The organism is Streptomyces sp. NBRC 110028, from assembly GCF_001417735.1.
GTDB lineage: Bacteria > Actinomycetota > Actinomycetes > Streptomycetales > Streptomycetaceae > Streptomyces.
The window spans coordinates 905,890-924,788 of sequence record NZ_BBUZ01000022.1; the positions used below are offsets into that span (position 1 = coordinate 905,890).

Genomic DNA, 18,899 nt, shown 5'->3' on the forward strand with positions numbered 1-18,899 from the left:
TACGGAGTGTCACTTTCGGGCGGGGGCGCGAGCCTGGGCTATAGGGCCTGATGGTCGATTTGTTTAGCGATTTCCCTAGTTCCCGTTGCTCGGACCTTCCTTTGGCCTTAGGTTGAGCGGCGAATTAATCATGTTTAACAGGCCGCTTACGGAGTAAACCTCGGGAGCCCCCGTGCGCAGAGGGAGATGGCGACGCCGCCACACGCCCTTACGCTCCGCTGTCGTCGCCGGAGGTGCGGCGCTGACGGCGGCGCTCGCCGCGACCGTGAGCGCCCCCGCCGCCCCTTCGGCGTCCGCCGCCTCCGCCGCCGCCGAGCGGGTCCGGCGCACCCATGAGGTGGAGTACTTCACCGGCCCCGGCGCCCACCCCCGGCACGCCGAGGTCCCGGCCACCACTCCCGCCCGGCTCACCCGGGGCGACCGCACGCTCTCCCCCGCCGAGACCGCCGCCGACGGCGAGGTGGCGCCCGTCATCGAGAACGGCCCACCGGCAGACAAGGTCGACGTCGTCTTCGTCGGCGACGGCTACACCGCCGCCCAGCAGGGCGACTTCCACGCCGACGTACGCTCCACATGGGCGCAGATCTCCGCGATCGAGCCGTACGCCGCCTACCGGAACCTCTTCAACGTCTGGTCCGTGGACGCCGTCTCCAACCAGTCCGGCGTCTCCGGCGACCCGTCCAAGGGCGTCGTCAAGGACACCGCCCTCGACTCCTACTTCTGGTGCGACGGCACCGAGCGGCTGCTGTGCGTCGACACCGGCAAGGTCGGGTCGTACGCCGCGAAGGCGCCGCAGGCCGACCTGGTGATCGTGCTGTCCAACTCCGCCAAGTACGGCGGCGCGGGCTACACGATCAGCTCCGGCGCCGGCTACGACGGCATCGCCACCGCCTCCTCCGACCACCCGGACTCCGACCAGATCGCCGTCCACGAGACCGGCCACTCCGTCGGCGGCCTCGCCGACGAGTACGTGTACGCCAAGAACGGCAGCTACACCGGAGCCGAACCCGGCGAGCCCAACGTCACCAAGCTGACCGCCGCCCAGCTCACCGAGCAGAAGCGGAAGTGGTACCGCTGGATCGGCCACACCTCACCGGACGGCGGCACGGTCGGCGCGTACGAGGGCGGCCGCTACTACCCCAAGGGCCTCAACCGCCCCACCCAGAACTCGATCATGCGCACGCTCGGCCGTGAGTACAGCCTCCCCGGCCGCGAAGCGATGATCGCGGGCTTCTACCGCCACGCCGGCGTGCTCAGCAGCCGCACCGGCACCGGAACCCTCCTCGCCCGGGCGGCGAGCCTCAAGGTGAACGTGCCGAAGACCGCCTCGCTCACCTGGTACGTGGACGGTGCCGAAGTCACCGCGGCCCGCGGCAGGAAGACCGTCACCCCCGCGTCGCTCGGCGTACCGTCCGACGGCAAGCCCCACACCGTCACCGCCAAGGCCGTGGACCACACTCGCGCGGTGAAAGACCCCGCGCTGCGCAAGCTGCTGACCGCCTCCCGCACCTGGAAGGTCCCCGTCGCCAGCTGACGCACCCCCCAGCCGCCGCCCCGTGGACCCCCGCCGCGGGGCGGCTTGTCTTTCTTTTGAGGCTCGGTTCTGAGGCTCGGTTCTGAGGTCGGTTCTGAGGTCGGTTCTGAGGCTCGCTCGTCGATGCGGGGCGGCCGCGGTCCGCCCCTGTAACATCGGCACGCTCTACGATCCCCGACCCGGCCCGTCCGCTCAATCGCCCCCGAGGGCGAGCGCGCGCGCTCGCGTTCCCCCGGCGCGCGGCTCATCCCACAAGGCGCCGGGGCCGCCCACCGCAGGCAGCGCCTCCGGAGCCGTGGGGCACGATGAGCCCATGGCTGACAACGGGGGCAATACCGGCCTGCTGGCCGGGCGTTATCGGCTGGTCTCACGGCTCGGCCGCGGTGGCATGGGCACGGTCTGGCGGGCCGTCGACGAACTGCTGGGCCGCGATGTCGCGCTCAAGGAACTGCACGTGGACGAGGGCTCCGGCCCCGACGACCGGCTGCGCGGCGAGCGCGCGCTGCGGGAGGCCCGTACGGTCGCGCAGATCAAGCATCCCCATGTGATCGTCCTGCACGATGTGGTGGAGCAGGACGGTCATCCGTGGATCGTCATGGAACTGGTCGACGGGTCCTCGCTCGCCGACCGGCTGGGCGCGCAGGGCCCGCTCGGGCCGCGCGAGGCGGGCCGGGTGGCGGCGGCGCTGCTGGACGCGCTGCGGGTGGCGCATGCGCGCGGCGTCCTGCACCGGGACATCAAACCGGCGAACGTCCTGGTCGAGGCGGGCACCGGCCGCGTCGTGCTGACGGACTTCGGGATCGCGCAGGTCGACGGGGCGACGACGCTGACCGAGACCGGGGCGTTCGTGGGCTCGCCCGAGTACACGGCGCCGGAGCGGATGTCGGGTCGCCGTACCGGGCCCGAGTCGGATCTGTGGTCGCTCGGCGTGCTGCTGTGCACGCTGGTGAGCGGCGTGTCGCCGTTCCACCGGGAGTCCGTGGCGGCGGTGCTGCACGCCGTCGTCCACGACGAGGTGCGCGTGCCGGAGGCCGCCGGGCCGCTGCGGCCGCTCATCGAGGGGCTGTTGCGGCGCGATACGCGCAAGCGGCTGAGCGCGGACGAGGCGACGCGGATGCTGCGCACGTACCTGGACTCGGGGGACACCTCGGGGTTCTCCGCGGAGGGCACCCCGACGCGGTCCGGCGCGCCGCTCGCGCCCCCGGCTGCCACCCCGCTCGCCTCGACCACCCCCGCATCGCGGCCGCGCCGTGTCCCCGGGCGCCGTACGGTGCTGATGGCCGTCGCCGCGGTCGTCGCCCTCGCCGGGCTGGGCGCGGGCACGATGGCGCTGCTGGACGACGGCGGCAAGGGCACGACGGCCGGTGACCGTGGCGCGGCCCGGGTCGCGGAGGAGGGCACCGGCCAGGACGCGAGCGCGGGCGGCGACGCGGAACCGGCCGCGCGGGCCCCGGACCGGACGGCCTCCCCGAAGACGTCCCCGGAACCGAAGACGTCCCCGGACCCGAAGGCGTCCACCGACCCGGAGGCGCCGACATCCCCCGAGGCGTCCCCCGGCGGTGTGCCCGAGGGGTATGAGCTGGTCCACGACCCGGCCGGGTTCTCGCTCGCCGTACCGGACGGCTTCGCCCGCCAGGACAAGTCGCCCCGGGTCTACTACAACTCGCCCGGCCTGGAGTTCCGTATCGGCGTCCACCCCCAGGAGCCGGACCCGAGGGGCCCCCTCTCCGTGAGCCGGGCGGCGGACGCCAAGGGGCCGAGCAGCTACGAGGGGTACCGCAACGGGCAGGTCATCCGGACCACGCACAACGGGCACCCGGCGGCGCTGTGGGGCGTTCGTCTGGGACGGTTCGGCCGATGACGGCGGCTCCCGGCAGACCTTCGACCTGAGCTGGAACGAGGGCGGCAAGATGTACGATCTGTGGATTTCTGCCCCGGTGGAGAAGAAGTCCGAGGGGAAACGTCACTTCGATACGGCTGTCGCCACGTTCGCCCGATCCGGGGCGCCGGGCTGACCTGGCCGCAACGGGTTTGTCACGAGCCGTCCGCGCGGCCCATCGGCGGGTGGCGGTGTTCACCGCCCACGAGGTAATGATTTGCGCATGACGAACGACGGGGGACGGGCGAACGAGCCCAGCAGCTACGATCTGCGGCCGCCGCAGCAAGCGGTGCCGCCCGCGCCGCCACGACGGCAGGCGGGACCCGGTGCCGGTGCGTACGAGCCCACGCAGGCATCCGGGCAGCGCGCCGAACCCGCTCACGACCACGGCGCCCCGGCTGCTCCTCGGCCGCGTTCGGACGCTGGCCCGGACCGGCAGCCGGACGCGCAGCCGGACCCGCGACCGGGGCAGGGCCCCGCCGCCGCACCGTACGATCCGCGCGACCGGCGCGACCGGCGCGACCGGCGCGACCGGCGCGACCGGCACGACCGGCACGACCCGCGCGACCCGCGCGCGGCCGCCCACGGCGTGCGGCAGAGCCCCGGCCCGGGGCGGCTCCTCGGCGGCCGCTACCGGCTCCTCGCGCGGCTCGGCCACGGCGGTATGGGCACCGTCTGGAAGGCGCACGACCAGATCGTGGACCGCGAGGTGGCGGTCAAGGAGCCGCGCGTCCCGGCCCATCTGCCGGACCGCGAGCGGCAGACCGTCCACCAGCGGATGGAGCGCGAGGCGCGCGCCGCGGCCCGGATCGACCACCCCTCCGTCGTCACCGTCCACGACGTGGTGGTCGAGGACGGCCGCCCCTGGATCGTGATGGAGCTGGTGCGCGGCGACTCGCTGGCCGACCGGCTGGCGGAGGGCACGCTCGATCCGCGTGAGGCGGCCCGGATCGGGCTCGCCGTGCTGGGCGCCCTGTCGGCCGCGCACGAGGCGGGTGTGCTGCACCGTGACGTCAAGCCGGACAATGTGCTGCTCGGCCGGGGCGGCCGGGTGGTCCTCACCGATTTCGGTATCGCGCAGGTCGAGGGCGAACAGGGGCTGACCGAGACCGGCGGCTTCGTCGGCTCGCCCGAATTCATCGCGCCCGAGCGGGTGCTCGGGCAGCGGCCTGGCCCGGCGTCGGACCTGTGGTCGCTGGGTGTCGTGCTGTACGCGGCGGTCGAGGGCATGTCCCCGTTCCGCCGCTCGCACACCCCCGCGACCCTGCAGGCCGTGCTGTCGGCCGAACCGCAGCGGCCCGCCCGGGGCCCCGACGTCCTCGGCTCCATCACCATGCGACTGCTGCTCAAGGACCCGGCCATGCGCCCGTCGGCGGCCGAGACGCGCGAGGCGCTGGAGTCGGTCGTACGGCCGGCGCCGCGGCCGCTTCCCACCGCCCTCCCCGCGGGCGCGTACGGCGGTGAGGCGGCCCGGAGCGGCGGCAGCCGTTTCGTCCCGCCCGTCCTGCACGAGAACCGCACGGCTCAGGTCGGCCTGGGCGCCGCCCTCGTGGTGATCGCGTCCGTGCTGGTGCTGGTCCTCACCAAGCCGTTCGCGACCGAGGACCCCCTGCCGTCCGGCTGGACCGTGCGCGAGGAGCGCGATGTGGTGGCCGCCTCGCTGGCGGTGCCGAGCGCGTACAAACGGGTGCAGGACGACAGCGACGAGCGCGCGCCGAGCGTCACCTTCGACGACCCCAGCGGCGTCTACACCATCACCCTGACCAAGCTGGTGCCCGGCCCGGAACGGAAGATCACGAACGCCGCGGGCGTGACCGGGCAGATCGCCGCGTACTACAAGAGCGGCGCCCTGTCGACGATGGACGAGGCGCGCAGCGAGAAGGCCAAGGACACGCGACAGCAGGGCGAAGCGGCGAAGGACCTGAACACCACCTTCTACGAGCCCGGCACCACCAGCGACGAGAACCGCGTCCTCTACCTGAACCGCGATCATGTCTACGTCAGCGACGATCACATCGCCTGGCAGCTGACCGTGACGATGCCCGCCAGGGGCGACGCCCGGGGGACCGGGGACGCGCTGTACGAGGACGTGGTGAAGAACCTGACGATAGAGGGCATCTGAACGTCGCTTCCATGGGCCGTTGTTCCGCGGCCATGAATTGTTACCGCCGGGTACCCAAACCGCCCGGCCGGGGCCTACCCTCGCCCCCATGACCGACTCGCAGGACAGCGCACAGGACCAGGCCGCATCCGCGGCGGAGGCCCCCGCCGACGGAAATCCGGTCGCCGCGAAGGGCACCCGGACCGCCGCCGACGTCATCACCCCCGAGCTGGTCGCCCGGCTCGCCCGGGGCGTCGTGGGCAGCGGCAGTACCGTCAACCACACCCCGTTCACCGGGGAGGTCCTGGCCTCCGGGCTGCCCGAGTCCACCCCCGAGGACGTCGCCACCGCCTTCGAGCAGGCCCGCGCGGCCCAGCGGGCCTGGGCCGCGACCCCCGTGCGCGCCCGCGCCGCCGTCCTCCTGCGCTTCCACGACCTGCTGCTGCGCCGCCAGCCGGAGGTCCTGGACCTGATCCAGCTGGAGACCGGCAAGACCCGGCTGCACGCCCACGAGGAGATCCAGGGCGTCGTCCTCGCCGCCCGCCACTACGGCCGCAAGGCGCACGCCTATCTGCGTCCCAAGTCCCACCTGGGCGTCGTCCCCACGCTCACCAAGGTCACCGAACTGCGCCAGCCGCGCGGCGTCGTCGGCCAGATCGTGCCGTGGAACTACCCGCTGGAGCTGTCGGTCGGGGACGCGATACCCGCCTTCGTCGCGGGCAACGCGGTCGTCATGAAGCCGGACACCGAGACCGTGCTGACCGCCCTGTGGGCGCGTGAACTGATGCTGGAGGCCGGTATGCCTCCCGGGGTGTGGCAGATCGTCGTCGGGGACGGCCCGGTCGTCGGCCCGGCCGTCGTCGAGCACGCCGACTACGTCTCGTTCACCGGCTCCACCCGCACCGGCCGCGGCGTGGCCCAGGCCGCCGCCGCCCGCCTGGTGGGCTGTTCGCTCGAACTCGGCGGCAAGAACGCCATGCTGGTGCTGCGCGACGCCGACCTCGACCGGGCGGCCGAGGGCGCGGTCCGCGCGTGCTTCGCCTCCGCGGGACAGTTGTGCATCTCCATCGAGCGGCTGTACGTCCACGAGTCGGTCGCGGACGACTTCGTGGAGCGGTTCGCGGCGCGTACGAAGGCCATGCGGCTCGGCTCGGCCCTCGCCTACGGCGCCGAGATGGGCTCCCTGGTCTCCGAACGGCAGCTGGAGACCGTCACCCGCCATGTGGAGGAGGCCGTCTCCAAGGGCGCCACGGTCGTCGCCGGCGGCCGCCCCCGCCCGGACATCGGCCCGTACTTCTACGAACCGACGATCCTGGACGGCGTGGAGGCGCCGATGGCGGTGTGCACCGAGGAGACCTTCGGCCCGGTGGTGTCCGTCTACCGCTTCTCGGGCGAGGACGAGGCGATCGAGCGCGCCAACGCCACCCCGTACGGCCTGAATGCCAGCGTCTGGTCCAAGGACGGCCGGCGCGGCCGCGCGGTCGCCGCCCGGCTGCGCGCGGGCACCGTCAACGTCAACGAGGCGTACGCCGCCGCGTACGGCAGCGTCGCGTCCCCGATGGGCGGCATGGGCGACTCCGGTCTCGGCCGCCGCCACGGCTCCGAGGGCATCCTCAAGTACACCGAGGCGCAGACGGTCGCCCAGCAGCGCATGATGCCGCTCGGCCCGTCCTTCGGCCTCACGGACGAGAAGTACGCGGAGTTCATGAGCCGCAGCCTGCGCGCGATGAAGGCCCTGCGGCTGCGCTGACCGGTACGGAGCGAACGGGAGGGTGCCAGTGTCAGACGACAGGCGTGCCGAAGAGGCTGCTGACGACACGTACGACTATGACGTCATCGTCGTCGGGTCGGGCTTCGGGGGAGCCGTCTCGGCCCTCCGGCTGACCGAGAAGGGCTACCGGGTCGGCGTCCTGGAGGCGGGCCGCCGCTTCACGCCCGAGACGCTGCCCAAGAACTCCTGGGACCTGCGCAACTACCTCTGGGCCCCGGCCCTGGGCCTCTTCGGCATCCAGCGCATCCATCTCCTGGGCAAGGTGATGGTGCTGGCGGGCGCCGGGGTCGGGGGCGGTTCGCTCAACTACGCCAACACGCTGTACGTACCGCCCGAGCCGTTCTTCCGCGACCCGCAGTGGGGCGGCATCACCGACTGGCAGCAGGAGCTGGAGCCGTACTACGACCAGGCGCGGCGCATGCTCGGCGCCCGGCTCAACCGGACCATGACCCCCTCCGACGTCCACCTCAAGGCGGCCGCCGAGAAGATGGGCGTGGGCGACACGTTCCACATGGCGCCCGTCGGCGTCTTCTTCGGCGACGGCGAGGACTCCGACGGCACGGCGAAGGCCGCGCCGGGGGAGGAGGTCCCCGACCCGTACTTCGGCGGCGCGGGCCCGGCCCGCCGGGCGTGCACCCAGTGCGGGGAGTGCATGACCGGCTGCCGCCGCGGCGCCAAGAACACCCTCAACGAGAACTACCTCCACCTCGCCGAGCGGGCCGGTGCCGTCATCCACCCCATGACGACCGTGGTCGCCGTGCGCGACGCCCCGGACGGCGGCTACCACGTCACCACCGTGCCCACCGCCAAGCGCCGCAGAGGCAGGCCGAAGCGGCTGCGCGCCCGGTACGTCGTCCTCGCAGCCGGTACGTACGGCACCCAGACCCTGCTGCACACCATGCGCGACCGGGGCCTGCTGCCACGGCTGTCCGGCCGGCTCGGGATGCTCACCCGCACCAACTCCGAGGCCCTGGTCGGCGCCCAGACCACCGACCTCCGCTACCGCGCCCGGCGCGGGGAGCGGCCCGACTTCAGCCGTGGCGTCGCGATCACCTCGTCCATCCACCCGGACGAGAACACCCACATCGAGCCCGTCCGCTACGGCAAGGGATCGAACGCGATGGGCATGATGTCCATCCTGCAGATCCCGCAGGGCCGTGGCCCGGGATGGCTGCGCTTCCTGGCGGCCAACCTGCGCCATCCGACGCTCGCCGCGCGCTCCCTGTCCAACCGGCGCTGGTCGGAGCGCACCATCATCGGCCTGGTCATGCAGACCCACGACAACTCGCTGACCACCTACCGCAAGCCGAAGGGCCCGGGCAAGGGCCTGCTCACCGCCCGCCAGGGCCACGGCACGCCCAACCCGGACCACATCCCCGAGGGCGCGGCGGCGGCCCGCCACCTCGCCGAGTCGATCAACGGCTTCCCGGGCAGCAACGTCGGTGAGCTGATGGGCACCCCGCTGACCGCACACTTCCTGGGCGGCTGCCCGATCGGCGCGTCGGCGGAGGAGGGCGTGATCGACCCGTACCACCGGCTGTACGGACATCCCGGGATCGCCGTGGTGGACGGCGCCGCCGTCTCGGCCAACCTGGGCGTGAACCCCTCGCTGACGATCACGGCCCAGGCCGAGCGGGCGATGTCCCTGTGGCCCAACAAGGGCGACCCGGACCCCCGCCCGCCCCAGGGCGAGCCGTACGTCCGTGTCTCCCCGGTGGCCCCGGACACCCCCGCGGTCCCGAGGACGGCGTTCGCCGCCCTCAAGGTTGTGCCCGCCCACCGGCCCGCATCCGACGACGAACCCCCAGGGGAAGCACCGTAGGGCCACCCCGCAGGAGGGTGACCCTACGACTCAAGCTCACGCCGCGCGACGCCGCCGCACAACGAACACGGCCCCGCCGCCCACGGCCATCGCGACGCCACCGATGAGCCCGATCATCGGCAGCGCGGAGGAGGATCCGGTCTCGGCGAGCTTCCCGGACACCGGCAGCTCGCTCAGTTCCTTGCCGCCACCCTGCGGCACGGGCCGGTTGCCCTTGTCGCCCGGCTTGGGCTTGGCGTCGTCGATCGGCCCCGGCTTGCTGCCCGCGACCAGGACGTCGAAGTCGTACTCCATGGCCTCGGAGAAGCCGCAGACGTCGTCCTCGTTGTGGTACGCGCCGATCGCGAAGCCGAAGCCGTAGCTGCCGGGGGTCTTGGCGTCGACCTTCAGCCGCAACGTGGCGTCGGCGTACTCACCGGGCTTCAGCTCGCCGATCGAGGCGAAGTAGCCCGCCTCGTCGCTGATGGCCTTCCAGGTGCCGGAGTCCTCGTCGTACCACTGCACGGTGAGGAGCTTCGAGACGTCGTCGAGCTTGTCCTTGCTGATGGCGTACATCTGCACGTACGCGTCCACCGACGTCATCGCCTTGTCGGAGGTGTTGGTGGTGCGGAAGGTGAACGGCACCCACCCGGAACCGGCCACGACCTTGCTGGGCAGCCCGCGCAGCTCGGTGGTGACGGCCGCCTCGTCGGACTCCTCCTCGCAGGTGGGGTCGGTCGGCTCATCGGTGGGCAGATCGGTGGGTCCGACCGTCGGCTCGTCCGTGGGCTCATCGGTCGGCTCGTCGGTCGGCCCGGCCGTCGGCTCGTCGGTGGGCTCGTCCGACGGCTCGTCGCTCGGCTCGTCGGTCGGCCCGGCCGTCGGCTCGTCGCTCGGCTCGTCGGTCGGCTCGTCCGACGGCGGCTCCGACGGCCCGTCGCTCGGCTCGACGACCGTCGGGCTGGCCGACGGCTCGCTGTCGGCGAAGGCGGCGGGCGCGGCGAGCAGCGCGGCGGGGGCCAGGGCGGCCGTGGCTACGGCGGCGACCAGTGTGCGGCGAATCTCCATGAAGACCTCTTCTGGAAGGCCGTCGCGGTGGGGGCGCGGAATGGCCGTGCGTTCGGTTTGCACGTACATGACCATCCCGATGGCCGAAAGGTTGCCCTCACGGTTGCTCACAGAATGGTCACAGAATCCGCAGACGCATCAGAGGGCGCGGGAGGCACGAGGGACACGAGCGGCACGCGGGGACCACAGGCGTGACCCGGGCAGGCGAAGGGCCCCGGGGCGTCCGAACGGGTCGGACGTCCCGGGGCCCTAGGCGGTCAGCACCGGCGTCAGGGCAGCGCCGGTGCTGAAGGGGCGGCGCCGGGGGGTGCGCCGCGGGCTCCGGGTGGGAATCGGCGGGGAGAAGAAGAAGGGTGCGTCAGGGGCGTACGCCCGCGCGGCCGGACTCGTGATCAGACCGTGGTCGGACCAATGACGGGTGCTGGCCCGGGGTGTTTTCCCTCACTGCATCGTGCTCGATACGACGCTCCGGGCGCAACCGTTTCGACTGGATACGGTCGGTCCCGGGCGTCCCCGGGACCGACCGCCCTATGGATGGTGACCGGGCTGCTGTCCCCTGCCGACCGGTCACCTCGCCGACGCGGCACCGGGCTCAACGAGCCCGTTCGCGGGCCGGTCACGCGCCGTACGGGTGACGGAAGGGGCGTCACGCCCGGCCGCGGCACAGCTCCAGCAGCGTCATGGCGAGGGCCGTGCCCGGCTTGCCGAGCGTCCGGCGGTAGCGGTCGAGGATCTCCATCTCGCGGGAGAGGTTCACCCGCCGCCCGCCCGACGCGATCCGCGCCTCCTGGATGGAGGCCGAGACCGCCATCCGTTCCCGGACGAGGTCGAGGATCCGTTCGTCGAGGGCGTCGATGTGCTCGCGCGCGGAACCGATCACGGCGGCGGTGTCGGTCACATCAGGGGTGGTCACATCAGAGGTGGTCACGTCAGGGGTGGTCACATCAGAGGTGGTGCTCATATCCGTATCTCCTGGTCTCTGTCTGTCGCCGAGCGGGACCGGGGCCGGGAGAGACCCGAAGACATACGCACCAGCGCCCCGGGCCTTGACCGGCCCGGGGCGCCTGGGAAGTCGCTTGTCAGTAGTTCAAGCAGCACGACCATGGCAGCCGGACGGGCCGGTGCCATAGGTAAAGACGAAGGTCATGCGCGTGGACATGGCGTCGATTATGGGCTGGTTAGAATCGAAAGTCCAACCCTCCAGTTCCACCGCCGGAAGGCCGCCGAAGTGCCATCAGCGTCCCCTGCTGCCGCCCCCGACACCGTCCTGGTCGTCGACTTCGGCGCGCAGTACGCCCAGCTCATCGCCCGACGGGTCCGCGAGGCCCGGGTCTACAGCGAGATCGTCCCGTCCACCATGCCGGTGGCGGAGATGCTCGCCAAGAACCCGAAGGCGATCATCCTCTCCGGCGGGCCGTCGTCGGTCTACGCCGAGGGAGCCCCCAGGCTCGACCGCGCGCTCTTCGAGGCCGGGATCCCCGTCTTCGGCATGTGCTACGGCTTCCAGCTGATGGCCATCACGCTCGGCGGCACCGTCGACAACACCGGGGCGCGCGAGTACGGGCGTACCGACCTGACCGTGAGCAAGCCGGGCTCGACGCTTTTCGCGGGCACCCCCGGGCAGCAGCAGGTGTGGATGTCGCACGGCGACGCCTGCTCGGCCGCGCCCGAGGGCTTCACCGTCACCGCCTCCACCGCGCAGGTGCCGGTCGCGGCGTTCGAATGCGACGAGCGCAAGCTGTACGGCGTACAGCACCACCCCGAGGTGATGCACTCCACCCACGGCCAGCAGGTCCTGGAGCACTTCCTGTACCGGGGCGCGGGCCTGGAGCCGACCTGGACCACCTCCAATGTGGTGGAGGAGTCGGTCGCGGCCATCCGTGAGCAGGTCGGCACCAAGCGCGCCATCTGCGGGCTGTCCGGCGGAGTGGACTCCGCCGTCGCCGCCGCCCTCGTCCAGAAGGCCATCGGCGACCAGCTCACCTGCGTGTACGTCGACCACGGGCTGATGCGCAAGGGCGAGTCCGAGCAGGTCGAGAAGGACTTCGTGGCGGCCACCGGCGTGCAGCTGAAGGTCGTCGAGGCCGAGCAGCGCTTCCTCGACGCGCTCGCCGGGGTGTCCGACCCCGAGGAGAAGCGGAAGATCATCGGCCGGGAGTTCATCCGGGTCTTCGAGCAGGCCCAGGCCGAGCTGGTGGCCGAGGCGGGCGCGGCCGGTGAGGCCGTGGAGTTCCTGGTCCAGGGCACCCTCTACCCGGACGTGGTGGAGTCCGGCGGCGGCACCGGCACCGCCAACATCAAGTCCCACCACAACGTGGGCGGACTGCCCGACGACATCGAGTTCAAGCTGGTCGAGCCGCTGCGCCGGCTCTTCAAGGACGAGGTGCGCAACGTCGGCCAGGAGCTGGGCCTCCCGGACGACATCGTCCACCGCCAGCCCTTCCCGGGGCCGGGCCTCGGCATCCGCATCATCGGCGAGGTCACCAAGGACCGCCTGGACCTGCTCCGCGAGGCCGACGCGATCGCCCGCGAGGAGCTGACCGCCGCCGGTCTGGACCGCGAGATCTGGCAGTGCCCGGTGGTGCTGCTCGCCGACGTCCGCTCGGTCGGCGTCCAGGGCGACGGCCGCACCTACGGCCACCCCATCGTGCTGCGCCCGGTCTCCTCCGAGGACGCGATGACGGCCGACTGGTCGCGCCTCCCGTACGACGTGCTGTCGCGCATCTCGACCCGCATCACCAACGAGGTGGACGAGGTCAACCGGGTGGTCCTGGACATCACCAGCAAGCCGCCCGGCACGATCGAGTGGGAGTGACCGCCCTCCTCCCGATCATCATCTGATCGTCAAACGCCGATGCCGTCGCTCATTCGTTTGGGTGGCGGCATCGGCGTTCGTGCTCGGTACGCTGGCCTCACGGCCAAGAATCCCGTCCATGGGAGGAACCATGACCGCTGAGCCGCTGCACACCACTCCGTGGCCCGTGCCGCCGCCGGATGGCTACACCGTGGACGATTTGCTGAGTCTGCCTGATCTCCCGCCGCACACCGAGCTGATCGACGGGAGTCTGGTTTTCGTGAGTCCGCAGCGCTTCTTCCACAGCGTCGCGATTGATCTTCTGGTGAGCGGCCTACGGCGCACTGTGCCCCCCGAACTGCGGGTCGCGCGCGAGATGACTGTGGTGATCGACAAGCGCAACGGCCCGGAACCGGACATCACGGTGCTGCGTGCCGAAGCCCTGCGAAGCCGTGCACAGACCTATTTCGAGGTCGGCGATGTGATCCTCGCCATCGAGGTCGTCTCTCCCGAGTCCGAGTCCCGTGACCACGACACCAAGCCGCACAAGTACGCCAACGCGGGTATCCCGCACTTCTGGCGGGTCGAGATGACGAACACGGACACTCGCCCCGTGGTCCACGTCTTCGAGCTCGACACCAATACGCGCACCTACCGGCATACCGGCCTCCACCACAACCAGCTCAAGCTCACCGTCCCCTTCACCATCGACATCGACCTCACCGAGATCGACCGTCTGTCGTGACTCTGGCCTCCTGCGATACCCGGAGGTAGCTTCCGCTCCAGCACCCCCGGAGGAGCGGAGCCGCCGATGACGATGCCGATGCCACGGTCGAATCCCGAGCCGATACCGACCGACCAGCTGCACATCACGATGCCGCCCACCCACGCCTCCCCGGCCGACGAGCGGCGGTACCGCAAGGAGCGGCTGGCGGCGGCGCTGCGGATCTTCGGGCGGTACGGGTACGAGGAAGGGGTCGCCGGGCACATCACCGTGCGCGACCCGGAGTTCACCGACCACTTCTGGGTGAATCCCTTCGGCATGCCCTTCGCCCATGTCACCGTGAGCGACCTGATCCTCGTCAATCAGGCGGGCCAGGTGGTCGACGGGCGCTACCACGTCAACCAGGCGGCCTTCGTCGTTCACTCGTCCGTGCATCGAGCCCGGCCGGATGTGGTGGCGGTCGTCCACACCCGTTCCGTCCACGGCCGGGCCCTGTCCGCGCTCGGTGAGCTGCTGGAGCCGATCACCCAGGACGTGTGCGCCTTCTTCGAGGACCACGGGCTCTACGACAGCAGCACCGGCGTCGTCGTGGACGAGGAGGAGGGCCGAGGGATCGCGTCCGCGCTCGGTGCGTACAAGGCCCTCATCCTGCGCAATCGCGGTCTGCTGACCGTCGGGGACTCGGTCGACGCGGCCGCCTGGTGGTTCATCACGATGGAGCGCGCGTGCCAGGCGCAGCTGGCGGCGAAGGCGGCGGGGAAGCCGGTGCTCATCGATCACCGGAGCGCGGTGCGGACCCGTGAGCAGCTCGGAAGCGATCTTGTGGCGTGGATCAACTATCAACCCCTGTATCTCCAGATCACCCGGGGTGAGCCGGACCTGCTCACCTGAGACCCCTCGCCGTGCGGCACAATCCCCTCTCACCACATGTCAGTTGGGGCGCTCCGAGCGCCCCGTACAGACGACTGAACGTACAGAACGAGTGAACGACGGAGCGGTGAGACCTCGTGGCGGTGGACACGACGAAAGACGCCACGAAGGCGAAGGCGGGCGCACCTGACGGCCACGGTCACCCGGACCACGGCCCGGCGGGCTGTGAGTGCCCCCAGGGCGCCCGCGAGGGCCACCGGCGGGCGGTGGCCGCGTTCGTGGCCATGCGGGAGCGGTTCGCGGCCGGAGAGGGCCTTCCGGCGGCCCTCGCGCACTCCGCGGGGGCGTCCCGGCAGTGGGTGTCGGACGAGCTGGCCCATGCGGCCCGTACGGTCGTCGACAGCGGTCACGCCGAGAGCACCGTGTGGCGCGACGCGGTGTGGCGGCGCACCCTGCTGGTGGTGTGGGGCGCGGTCGGGGCGCTGCTGATCGGGCAGTTGGCGACGGCGATCGGCGCCGGCTGGTCGGTCGCCCGCACCGCCGGGCTCACCGCCGCCCTCGTCACGGGCGCGCTGCTGACCCTCACCGCCCGGCTGCACTACGCGGGCGGCGGCGCGCTCGCGCCGCTGGTCGGCGAGGACAACCGGATGTCCACCTCCCGCTCCCTCGCCGCCGCCTGGCTGCTGCTGGCCGTCTTCTCGGTGTTCGTCCTGGCCGTCGAACTGGCCGTCGCCCCCGGCGACCGGGACCGGATCGCCGGTGGCCTGTCCCTCGGCCACGCCGCCGGGCTGCTCACGGTCGCCGCGCTGACCTGCCTCGCCGCGGTGCTCGCCCGGCTCGTCGTCGCGGCCCGGGTGCGGTCGCAGCGGCTGCAGAAGATCCGTGCGGTCCGCCCGCGCGCCGCCGACCTCCTCACCGACGACGCGGGCCGCGGCAGCTTCGCCGACGTCCAGTACGTCGTCGTCCACGCGGTCGCCCTCGTCTTCGCCGCCGTCCGCCTCGCCCGTGAACCGTGGCGGCTGCCGGAGCTGCCCTGGGGGCTGGTGCTGCTCGCCGTCGTCTCCGTCCTGATGTATCTGGCCGGCAAGTACGCGGAGGGCGGCCGCCCGACCGTGCTGTCCGTCGTCCGGGTCCGCCCCGAGGAGGGCGGCATCGACCGCGACGCCCCGATCCGCACCGGTGACGACATCGAGATCCGCGGCAACGGCTTCGTCCCGCCGGGCGCGCAGGACCCCGACCGGCTGGCCCGCATGGTCGTCCGCATCGGCGCCGTCCACGTCCACGTACCCCTGGTCCCGGTGACGGGCGGCTTCAGCAACCCGACCGATACGGCCCTGACCGTGCCGGTGCCGGTGGACGTGGAGCCGGGCCGGGTGGACGTGCAGGTGGTGACGGCGTCGGGGGCGGAGACGAACCGCTACCAGATCGACGTACTGGACTGACTTCGGCGCTGACTTCGGCGCTGACCTCGGCTGAGTGAAAAGCCCCTGCCATCCGTATGGTTTCGATGACTGCGCAATGGGAGAGGCGGGCGTCATGAGGCATGCGGATCGAACGGTCGGAGGGGGCTCCGCGGGCGACGCGGGCAGCGTGAACGTGGTGAGTGGCATAGGCGGCCCGCCCACGGGCGGAGTGCGGCAGATGGCCTCCCGCTACGCGCTGCTGCCGCTGCGGATCTTCCTCGGCGTCACCTTCGTGTACGCCGGGATCGACAAGCTCACCGATTCGGCGTTCCTCGCCGACAGCGGGGCGGGCTCGATCGGCCAGCTGATGACCCAGGTGCGCGACACCTCGGCCGTCCCCTGGCTGGTCGACCAGGCCCTGAACTCCCCGGCCACCTTCGGCTACGTCATCGCCTACGGCGAACTGGCCGTCGGCCTGGGCACCCTTTTCGGTCTCCTCTCCCGCCTGGCCGCCCTGGGCGGCGCCCTGATCTCGCTGAGCCTGTGGCTGACGGTGAGCTGGCAGACGGAGCCGTACTACTACGGCAACGACCTGGCCTACCTGATGGCCTGGCTCCCCCTGGTCCTCGCCGGCGCCCCCTACCTGTCCCTGGACACGGCCTGGACCAGGCACCGCCGCCGCCAGCACGCACAGCTCTTCACGTAGGCACGCCCCTTCGGGCGGGGGGCTTCAGGTCCGCGCGTGTCCGTACGCCGCGCTGAGCGACGCGAGTTCCGGTTCGCCGAAGCGGTCGCGCAGGGCGTGGAACGCGGCGGTCTTCTCCGCGCCGAAGCGGTCCACGTGCGCGGCGTAGGCGGTGAAGGAGAGGAAGGCCGGCGGGGTGGTCTTGGTGTGGAACTTGTCCGCGTACATCACCAGTTGCTCTTCGCCGGTCTCCGCCACGTAGTCGGCCACCGGCAGGGGAAGCCCCTGGCGTTCGATGTCGTGCCGTGTGAGCCCGACGCCCGTGTGGCAGGAACAGAAGCGGCACAGCCGCTCGGGGAAGCCCTCCTGGCGGAGGATCGCGTGCCCGAGCACTCCGTGGCGGATGTAGTCGGCGGCCCGGAGCCGGCCGGTGGTGTCGTAGAGCCGGTAGACGCCGATGTCGTGGAGGAGGGCACCCGCGCGGACGAGGTCGGCGTCGAGCTGGTGGCCGTCGGCGGCCAGCAGCTGTTCGGCGACCTTCCAGACGATCTCGCAGTGCGTGTACACGAGTTCGAACGCCGCGCGCGTCGGGGCGTACTCCTCGTGCAGCGCGCGGATGTCGTCGACCGTCGGCAGGATCACGGCGGGAGCGTAGCAACCATGGCCCGCCGTCCCCTACGGCGTGGAGCCGTCCGTGCTCCGGGCGCGCTTGCGGCGGGCGGCGTACGTCAGGGTGGACACCACGCCCGCCGCGCACAAGCCGCACACCAGCACGATCAGCGGCACGAGCGACCGCACGTCGCGCTCTCCGGCCGCGTCCAGTCCGTATACCGCCGCCACGCCCAGCACGACGAGTCCCGCCACGAGCTTGCCCGGTTCCATCGGATGCCGCCTCATGAGCGCGTCACCTCCACGTTGCCCAGTCCGATCGACAGCCGCAGCACCAGCGTTCCGTGGGCCGCGCCCGCCCCGCCCTTCGGGTTGAGGGTCACGGTCCGCTCCCGTCCCGGCTCGATGTCGATGTCGATGTCGTCGGTGCGCTCGCCCGGGAGGCGGATGTCGCCGAGACCCGCCCGGATCTTCATCTCGAGGCGGGCGTCCCGGGGCACGGTCACGGCCAGCTTCCCGGCGCCCACCTCGGCCCGGGTCCGGACGGTCTGGCCGTCGGCCAGCCGGAGGCGGTCCAGTTTCAGTTCCCCGACGCCCCCGCCCAGCTCGTACGAGGGCCGCACGGCGGCCGCGGAGGGCGGGGCCCAGGTCTCGCGGGACCAGTCGGTGGTGACGGACCGGGGGAGCGCCGTGGCGGCGGCCAGCAGCGCGCAGGTGAGGACGGTCAGGACGGCGGTCCCGCCGCCCGTGCGCCCGTACCAGCAGCTGACCACCATCCCGAGCCCGAACACCGCCAGCGCGCTCGCGAGGCCGATCTGCAGGCTGGTGCCGAGCGGTTGGGAGTACCAGGACAGCCGGGCGCCGGTGGCCGCGGCGGCGAGGGCGACCAGGAAGATCCAGCCGCCGATGGAGGACCGGTCGCGGATCCGGCGGGCCCGCTGCGCCCACGCCGTGGCCCTGTCGTACGGGCCCTCGTCCGGCCCCCACAGATAGCCCGTGCCCGGCAGTCCCGTCGTACCGTCCTTGACGATGGGATCCCGCCACCACGACGGACCCGGCCCGCCCCGCGTCGGCGGAGCCTTGGCCTCCGGGGGCGCGTCGGCGACGGCCTGCGCCGTGGCGGGATCCACCGCGCCGCCGCTCTCCGCCTGCCGGCGGTGGTGCGACCAATAACCGATACCCGCCACCGCGAGGAACAGCATGAACGAGAACGACATGACGCCGCCGTTGTTCAGCATCGAGAGAAACAGTCCGCAGCCGACCAGCGCGCACAGCACCGCCGTCAGCGCCGGGCCCTCGACACGCCCGGAGAGCAGCCGGCGTCCCTCGTTCTCGTCCTCCCCGCCGAGGGGGACGAGCAGCCAGCAGAAGCCGTACACGATCAGGCCGATCCCGCCCGCGACGGCCAGCACGGACAGCACCACCCGGAAGATCACCGGGTCGACGTCGCAGTAGCGGCCCAGCCCGCCGCACACCCCGGAGATCATCTTCTGGTCACGGCTGCGCCGCAGCGGCGTGCTCAAGAAGGGCGGCGGCGGAGTCCCCCGGGGTTCCCCGGAACCAGCCGCGCCCTCGCCCTCGTCCGCCACCGTGGGTGCATCGTTCATGCGTTCATCGTGACAAGACGGTCGTTCCGGCGACATCCGGTGAAACCCTGGGC

At 72.0% G+C, this 18,899-nt stretch carries 14 protein-coding genes and 1 pseudogene; 10 read left to right on the forward strand and 5 right to left on the reverse strand.

Annotation, left to right across the window (positions count from 1 at the left end):
- The first annotated feature begins 172 nt into the window (after positions 1-172).
- The 5 genes and pseudogenes from ASC60_RS04220 to ASC60_RS04240 all read left to right on the forward strand — a co-directional run bounded on the left by ASC60_RS04220 (position 173) and on the right by ASC60_RS04240 (position 9,107).
- Positions 173-1,534, forward strand: coding sequence for a M64 family metallopeptidase (locus tag ASC60_RS04220; protein ID WP_079038142.1), 1,362 nt, complete (start codon positions 173-175; stop codon positions 1,532-1,534).
- A 313-nt stretch (positions 1,535-1,847) separates the two neighbouring features.
- Positions 1,848-3,549: pseudogene (locus ASC60_RS04225) on the forward strand (protein kinase).
- Between the two features lie 87 nt (positions 3,550-3,636).
- On the forward strand, positions 3,637-5,535 hold the full coding sequence (locus ASC60_RS04230; RefSeq protein ID WP_055546708.1) for a serine/threonine-protein kinase: 1,899 nt from the start codon (positions 3,637-3,639) through the stop codon (positions 5,533-5,535).
- 88 nt (positions 5,536-5,623) lie between these two features.
- A complete protein-coding gene (locus ASC60_RS04235; protein ID WP_055546710.1) occupies positions 5,624-7,264 on the forward strand; it encodes a succinic semialdehyde dehydrogenase in 1,641 nt (546 codons plus the stop codon).
- A gap of 28 nt (positions 7,265-7,292) precedes the next feature.
- A complete protein-coding gene (locus ASC60_RS04240) occupies positions 7,293-9,107 on the forward strand; it encodes a GMC oxidoreductase (protein WP_055546712.1) in 1,815 nt (604 codons plus the stop codon).
- A 36-nt stretch (positions 9,108-9,143) separates the two neighbouring features.
- Here ASC60_RS04240 and ASC60_RS04245 read toward each other — a convergent pair whose 3' ends face one another.
- Positions 9,144-10,154 (reverse strand): PT domain-containing protein, encoded by a 1,011-nt coding sequence (locus tag ASC60_RS04245; protein WP_063787072.1) that lies wholly within the window; start codon positions 10,152-10,154, stop codon positions 9,144-9,146.
- A gap of 646 nt (positions 10,155-10,800) precedes the next feature.
- A complete protein-coding gene (locus ASC60_RS04250; RefSeq protein ID WP_063787061.1) occupies positions 10,801-11,115 on the reverse strand; it encodes a chorismate mutase in 315 nt (104 codons plus the stop codon).
- A gap of 267 nt (positions 11,116-11,382) precedes the next feature.
- Between ASC60_RS04250 and guaA the strand changes: the two genes are divergently transcribed.
- The 5 genes from guaA (at position 11,383) to ASC60_RS04275 (ending at position 16,651) form a co-directional block, all read left to right on the forward strand.
- Positions 11,383-12,969, forward strand: coding sequence for a glutamine-hydrolyzing GMP synthase (guaA, locus tag ASC60_RS04255; RefSeq protein WP_055546716.1), 1,587 nt, complete (start codon positions 11,383-11,385; stop codon positions 12,967-12,969).
- 130 nt (positions 12,970-13,099) lie between these two features.
- Positions 13,100-13,693 carry a Uma2 family endonuclease gene (locus ASC60_RS04260; RefSeq protein WP_055546717.1) on the forward strand — a complete coding sequence of 198 codons (594 nt, stop codon included), beginning with the start codon at positions 13,100-13,102 and terminating at the stop codon, positions 13,691-13,693.
- A gap of 66 nt (positions 13,694-13,759) precedes the next feature.
- Positions 13,760-14,563, forward strand: a complete 804-nt coding sequence (locus ASC60_RS04265) for a class II aldolase/adducin family protein (RefSeq protein ID WP_370592870.1) — start codon at positions 13,760-13,762, stop codon at positions 14,561-14,563.
- Between the two features lie 116 nt (positions 14,564-14,679).
- Positions 14,680-15,984 carry a hypothetical protein gene (locus tag ASC60_RS04270; RefSeq protein WP_055546720.1) on the forward strand — a complete coding sequence of 435 codons (1,305 nt, stop codon included), beginning with the start codon at positions 14,680-14,682 and terminating at the stop codon, positions 15,982-15,984.
- 199 nt (positions 15,985-16,183) lie between these two features.
- Entirely contained in the window at positions 16,184-16,651 is a 468-nt protein-coding gene (locus tag ASC60_RS04275; protein WP_055546722.1) for a DoxX family protein, read from the forward strand.
- A gap of 24 nt (positions 16,652-16,675) precedes the next feature.
- Here ASC60_RS04275 and ASC60_RS04280 read toward each other — a convergent pair whose 3' ends face one another.
- The 3 genes from ASC60_RS04280 to ASC60_RS04290 are packed head-to-tail and all read right to left on the reverse strand — an operon-like array spanning position 16,676 to position 18,846.
- Entirely contained in the window at positions 16,676-17,272 is a 597-nt protein-coding gene (locus tag ASC60_RS04280) for an HD domain-containing protein (RefSeq protein ID WP_055546723.1), read from the reverse strand.
- 33 nt (positions 17,273-17,305) lie between these two features.
- Positions 17,306-17,527, reverse strand: coding sequence for a hypothetical protein (locus tag ASC60_RS04285; protein ID WP_055546725.1), 222 nt, complete (start codon positions 17,525-17,527; stop codon positions 17,306-17,308).
- Positions 17,524-18,846, reverse strand: coding sequence for a PspC domain-containing protein (locus ASC60_RS04290; protein ID WP_234356770.1), 1,323 nt, complete (start codon positions 18,844-18,846; stop codon positions 17,524-17,526). Before ASC60_RS04290 ends, ASC60_RS04285 begins: the two co-directional genes overlap by 4 nt.
- Positions 18,847-18,899 lie beyond the last annotated feature (53 nt).

What these genes read in the sequence shown, in the direction of transcription:
- ASC60_RS04230 (WP_055546708.1), top strand. Translation starts at nt 3,637, where the DNA reads ATGACGAACGACGGGGGACGGGCGAACGAGCCCAGCAGCTACGATCTG.
- ASC60_RS04275 (WP_055546722.1), top strand. Translation starts at nt 16,184, where the DNA reads ATGGCCTCCCGCTACGCGCTGCTGCCGCTGCGGATCTTCCTCGGCGTC.
- ASC60_RS04235 (WP_055546710.1), top strand. Translation starts at nt 5,624, where the DNA reads ATGACCGACTCGCAGGACAGCGCACAGGACCAGGCCGCATCCGCGGCG.
- ASC60_RS04285 (WP_055546725.1), bottom strand. Translation starts at nt 17,527, where the DNA reads ATGAGGCGGCATCCGATGGAACCGGGCAAGCTCGTGGCGGGACTCGTC.
- ASC60_RS04290 (WP_234356770.1), bottom strand. Translation starts at nt 18,846, where the DNA reads ATGAACGATGCACCCACGGTGGCGGACGAGGGCGAGGGCGCGGCTGGT.
- ASC60_RS04250 (WP_063787061.1), bottom strand. Translation starts at nt 11,115, where the DNA reads ATGAGCACCACCTCTGATGTGACCACCCCTGACGTGACCACCTCTGAT.
- ASC60_RS04245 (WP_063787072.1), bottom strand. Translation starts at nt 10,154, where the DNA reads ATGGAGATTCGCCGCACACTGGTCGCCGCCGTAGCCACGGCCGCCCTG.
- ASC60_RS04265 (WP_370592870.1), top strand. Translation starts at nt 13,760, where the DNA reads ATGACGATGCCGATGCCACGGTCGAATCCCGAGCCGATACCGACCGAC.
- ASC60_RS04260 (WP_055546717.1), top strand. Translation starts at nt 13,100, where the DNA reads ATGACCGCTGAGCCGCTGCACACCACTCCGTGGCCCGTGCCGCCGCCG.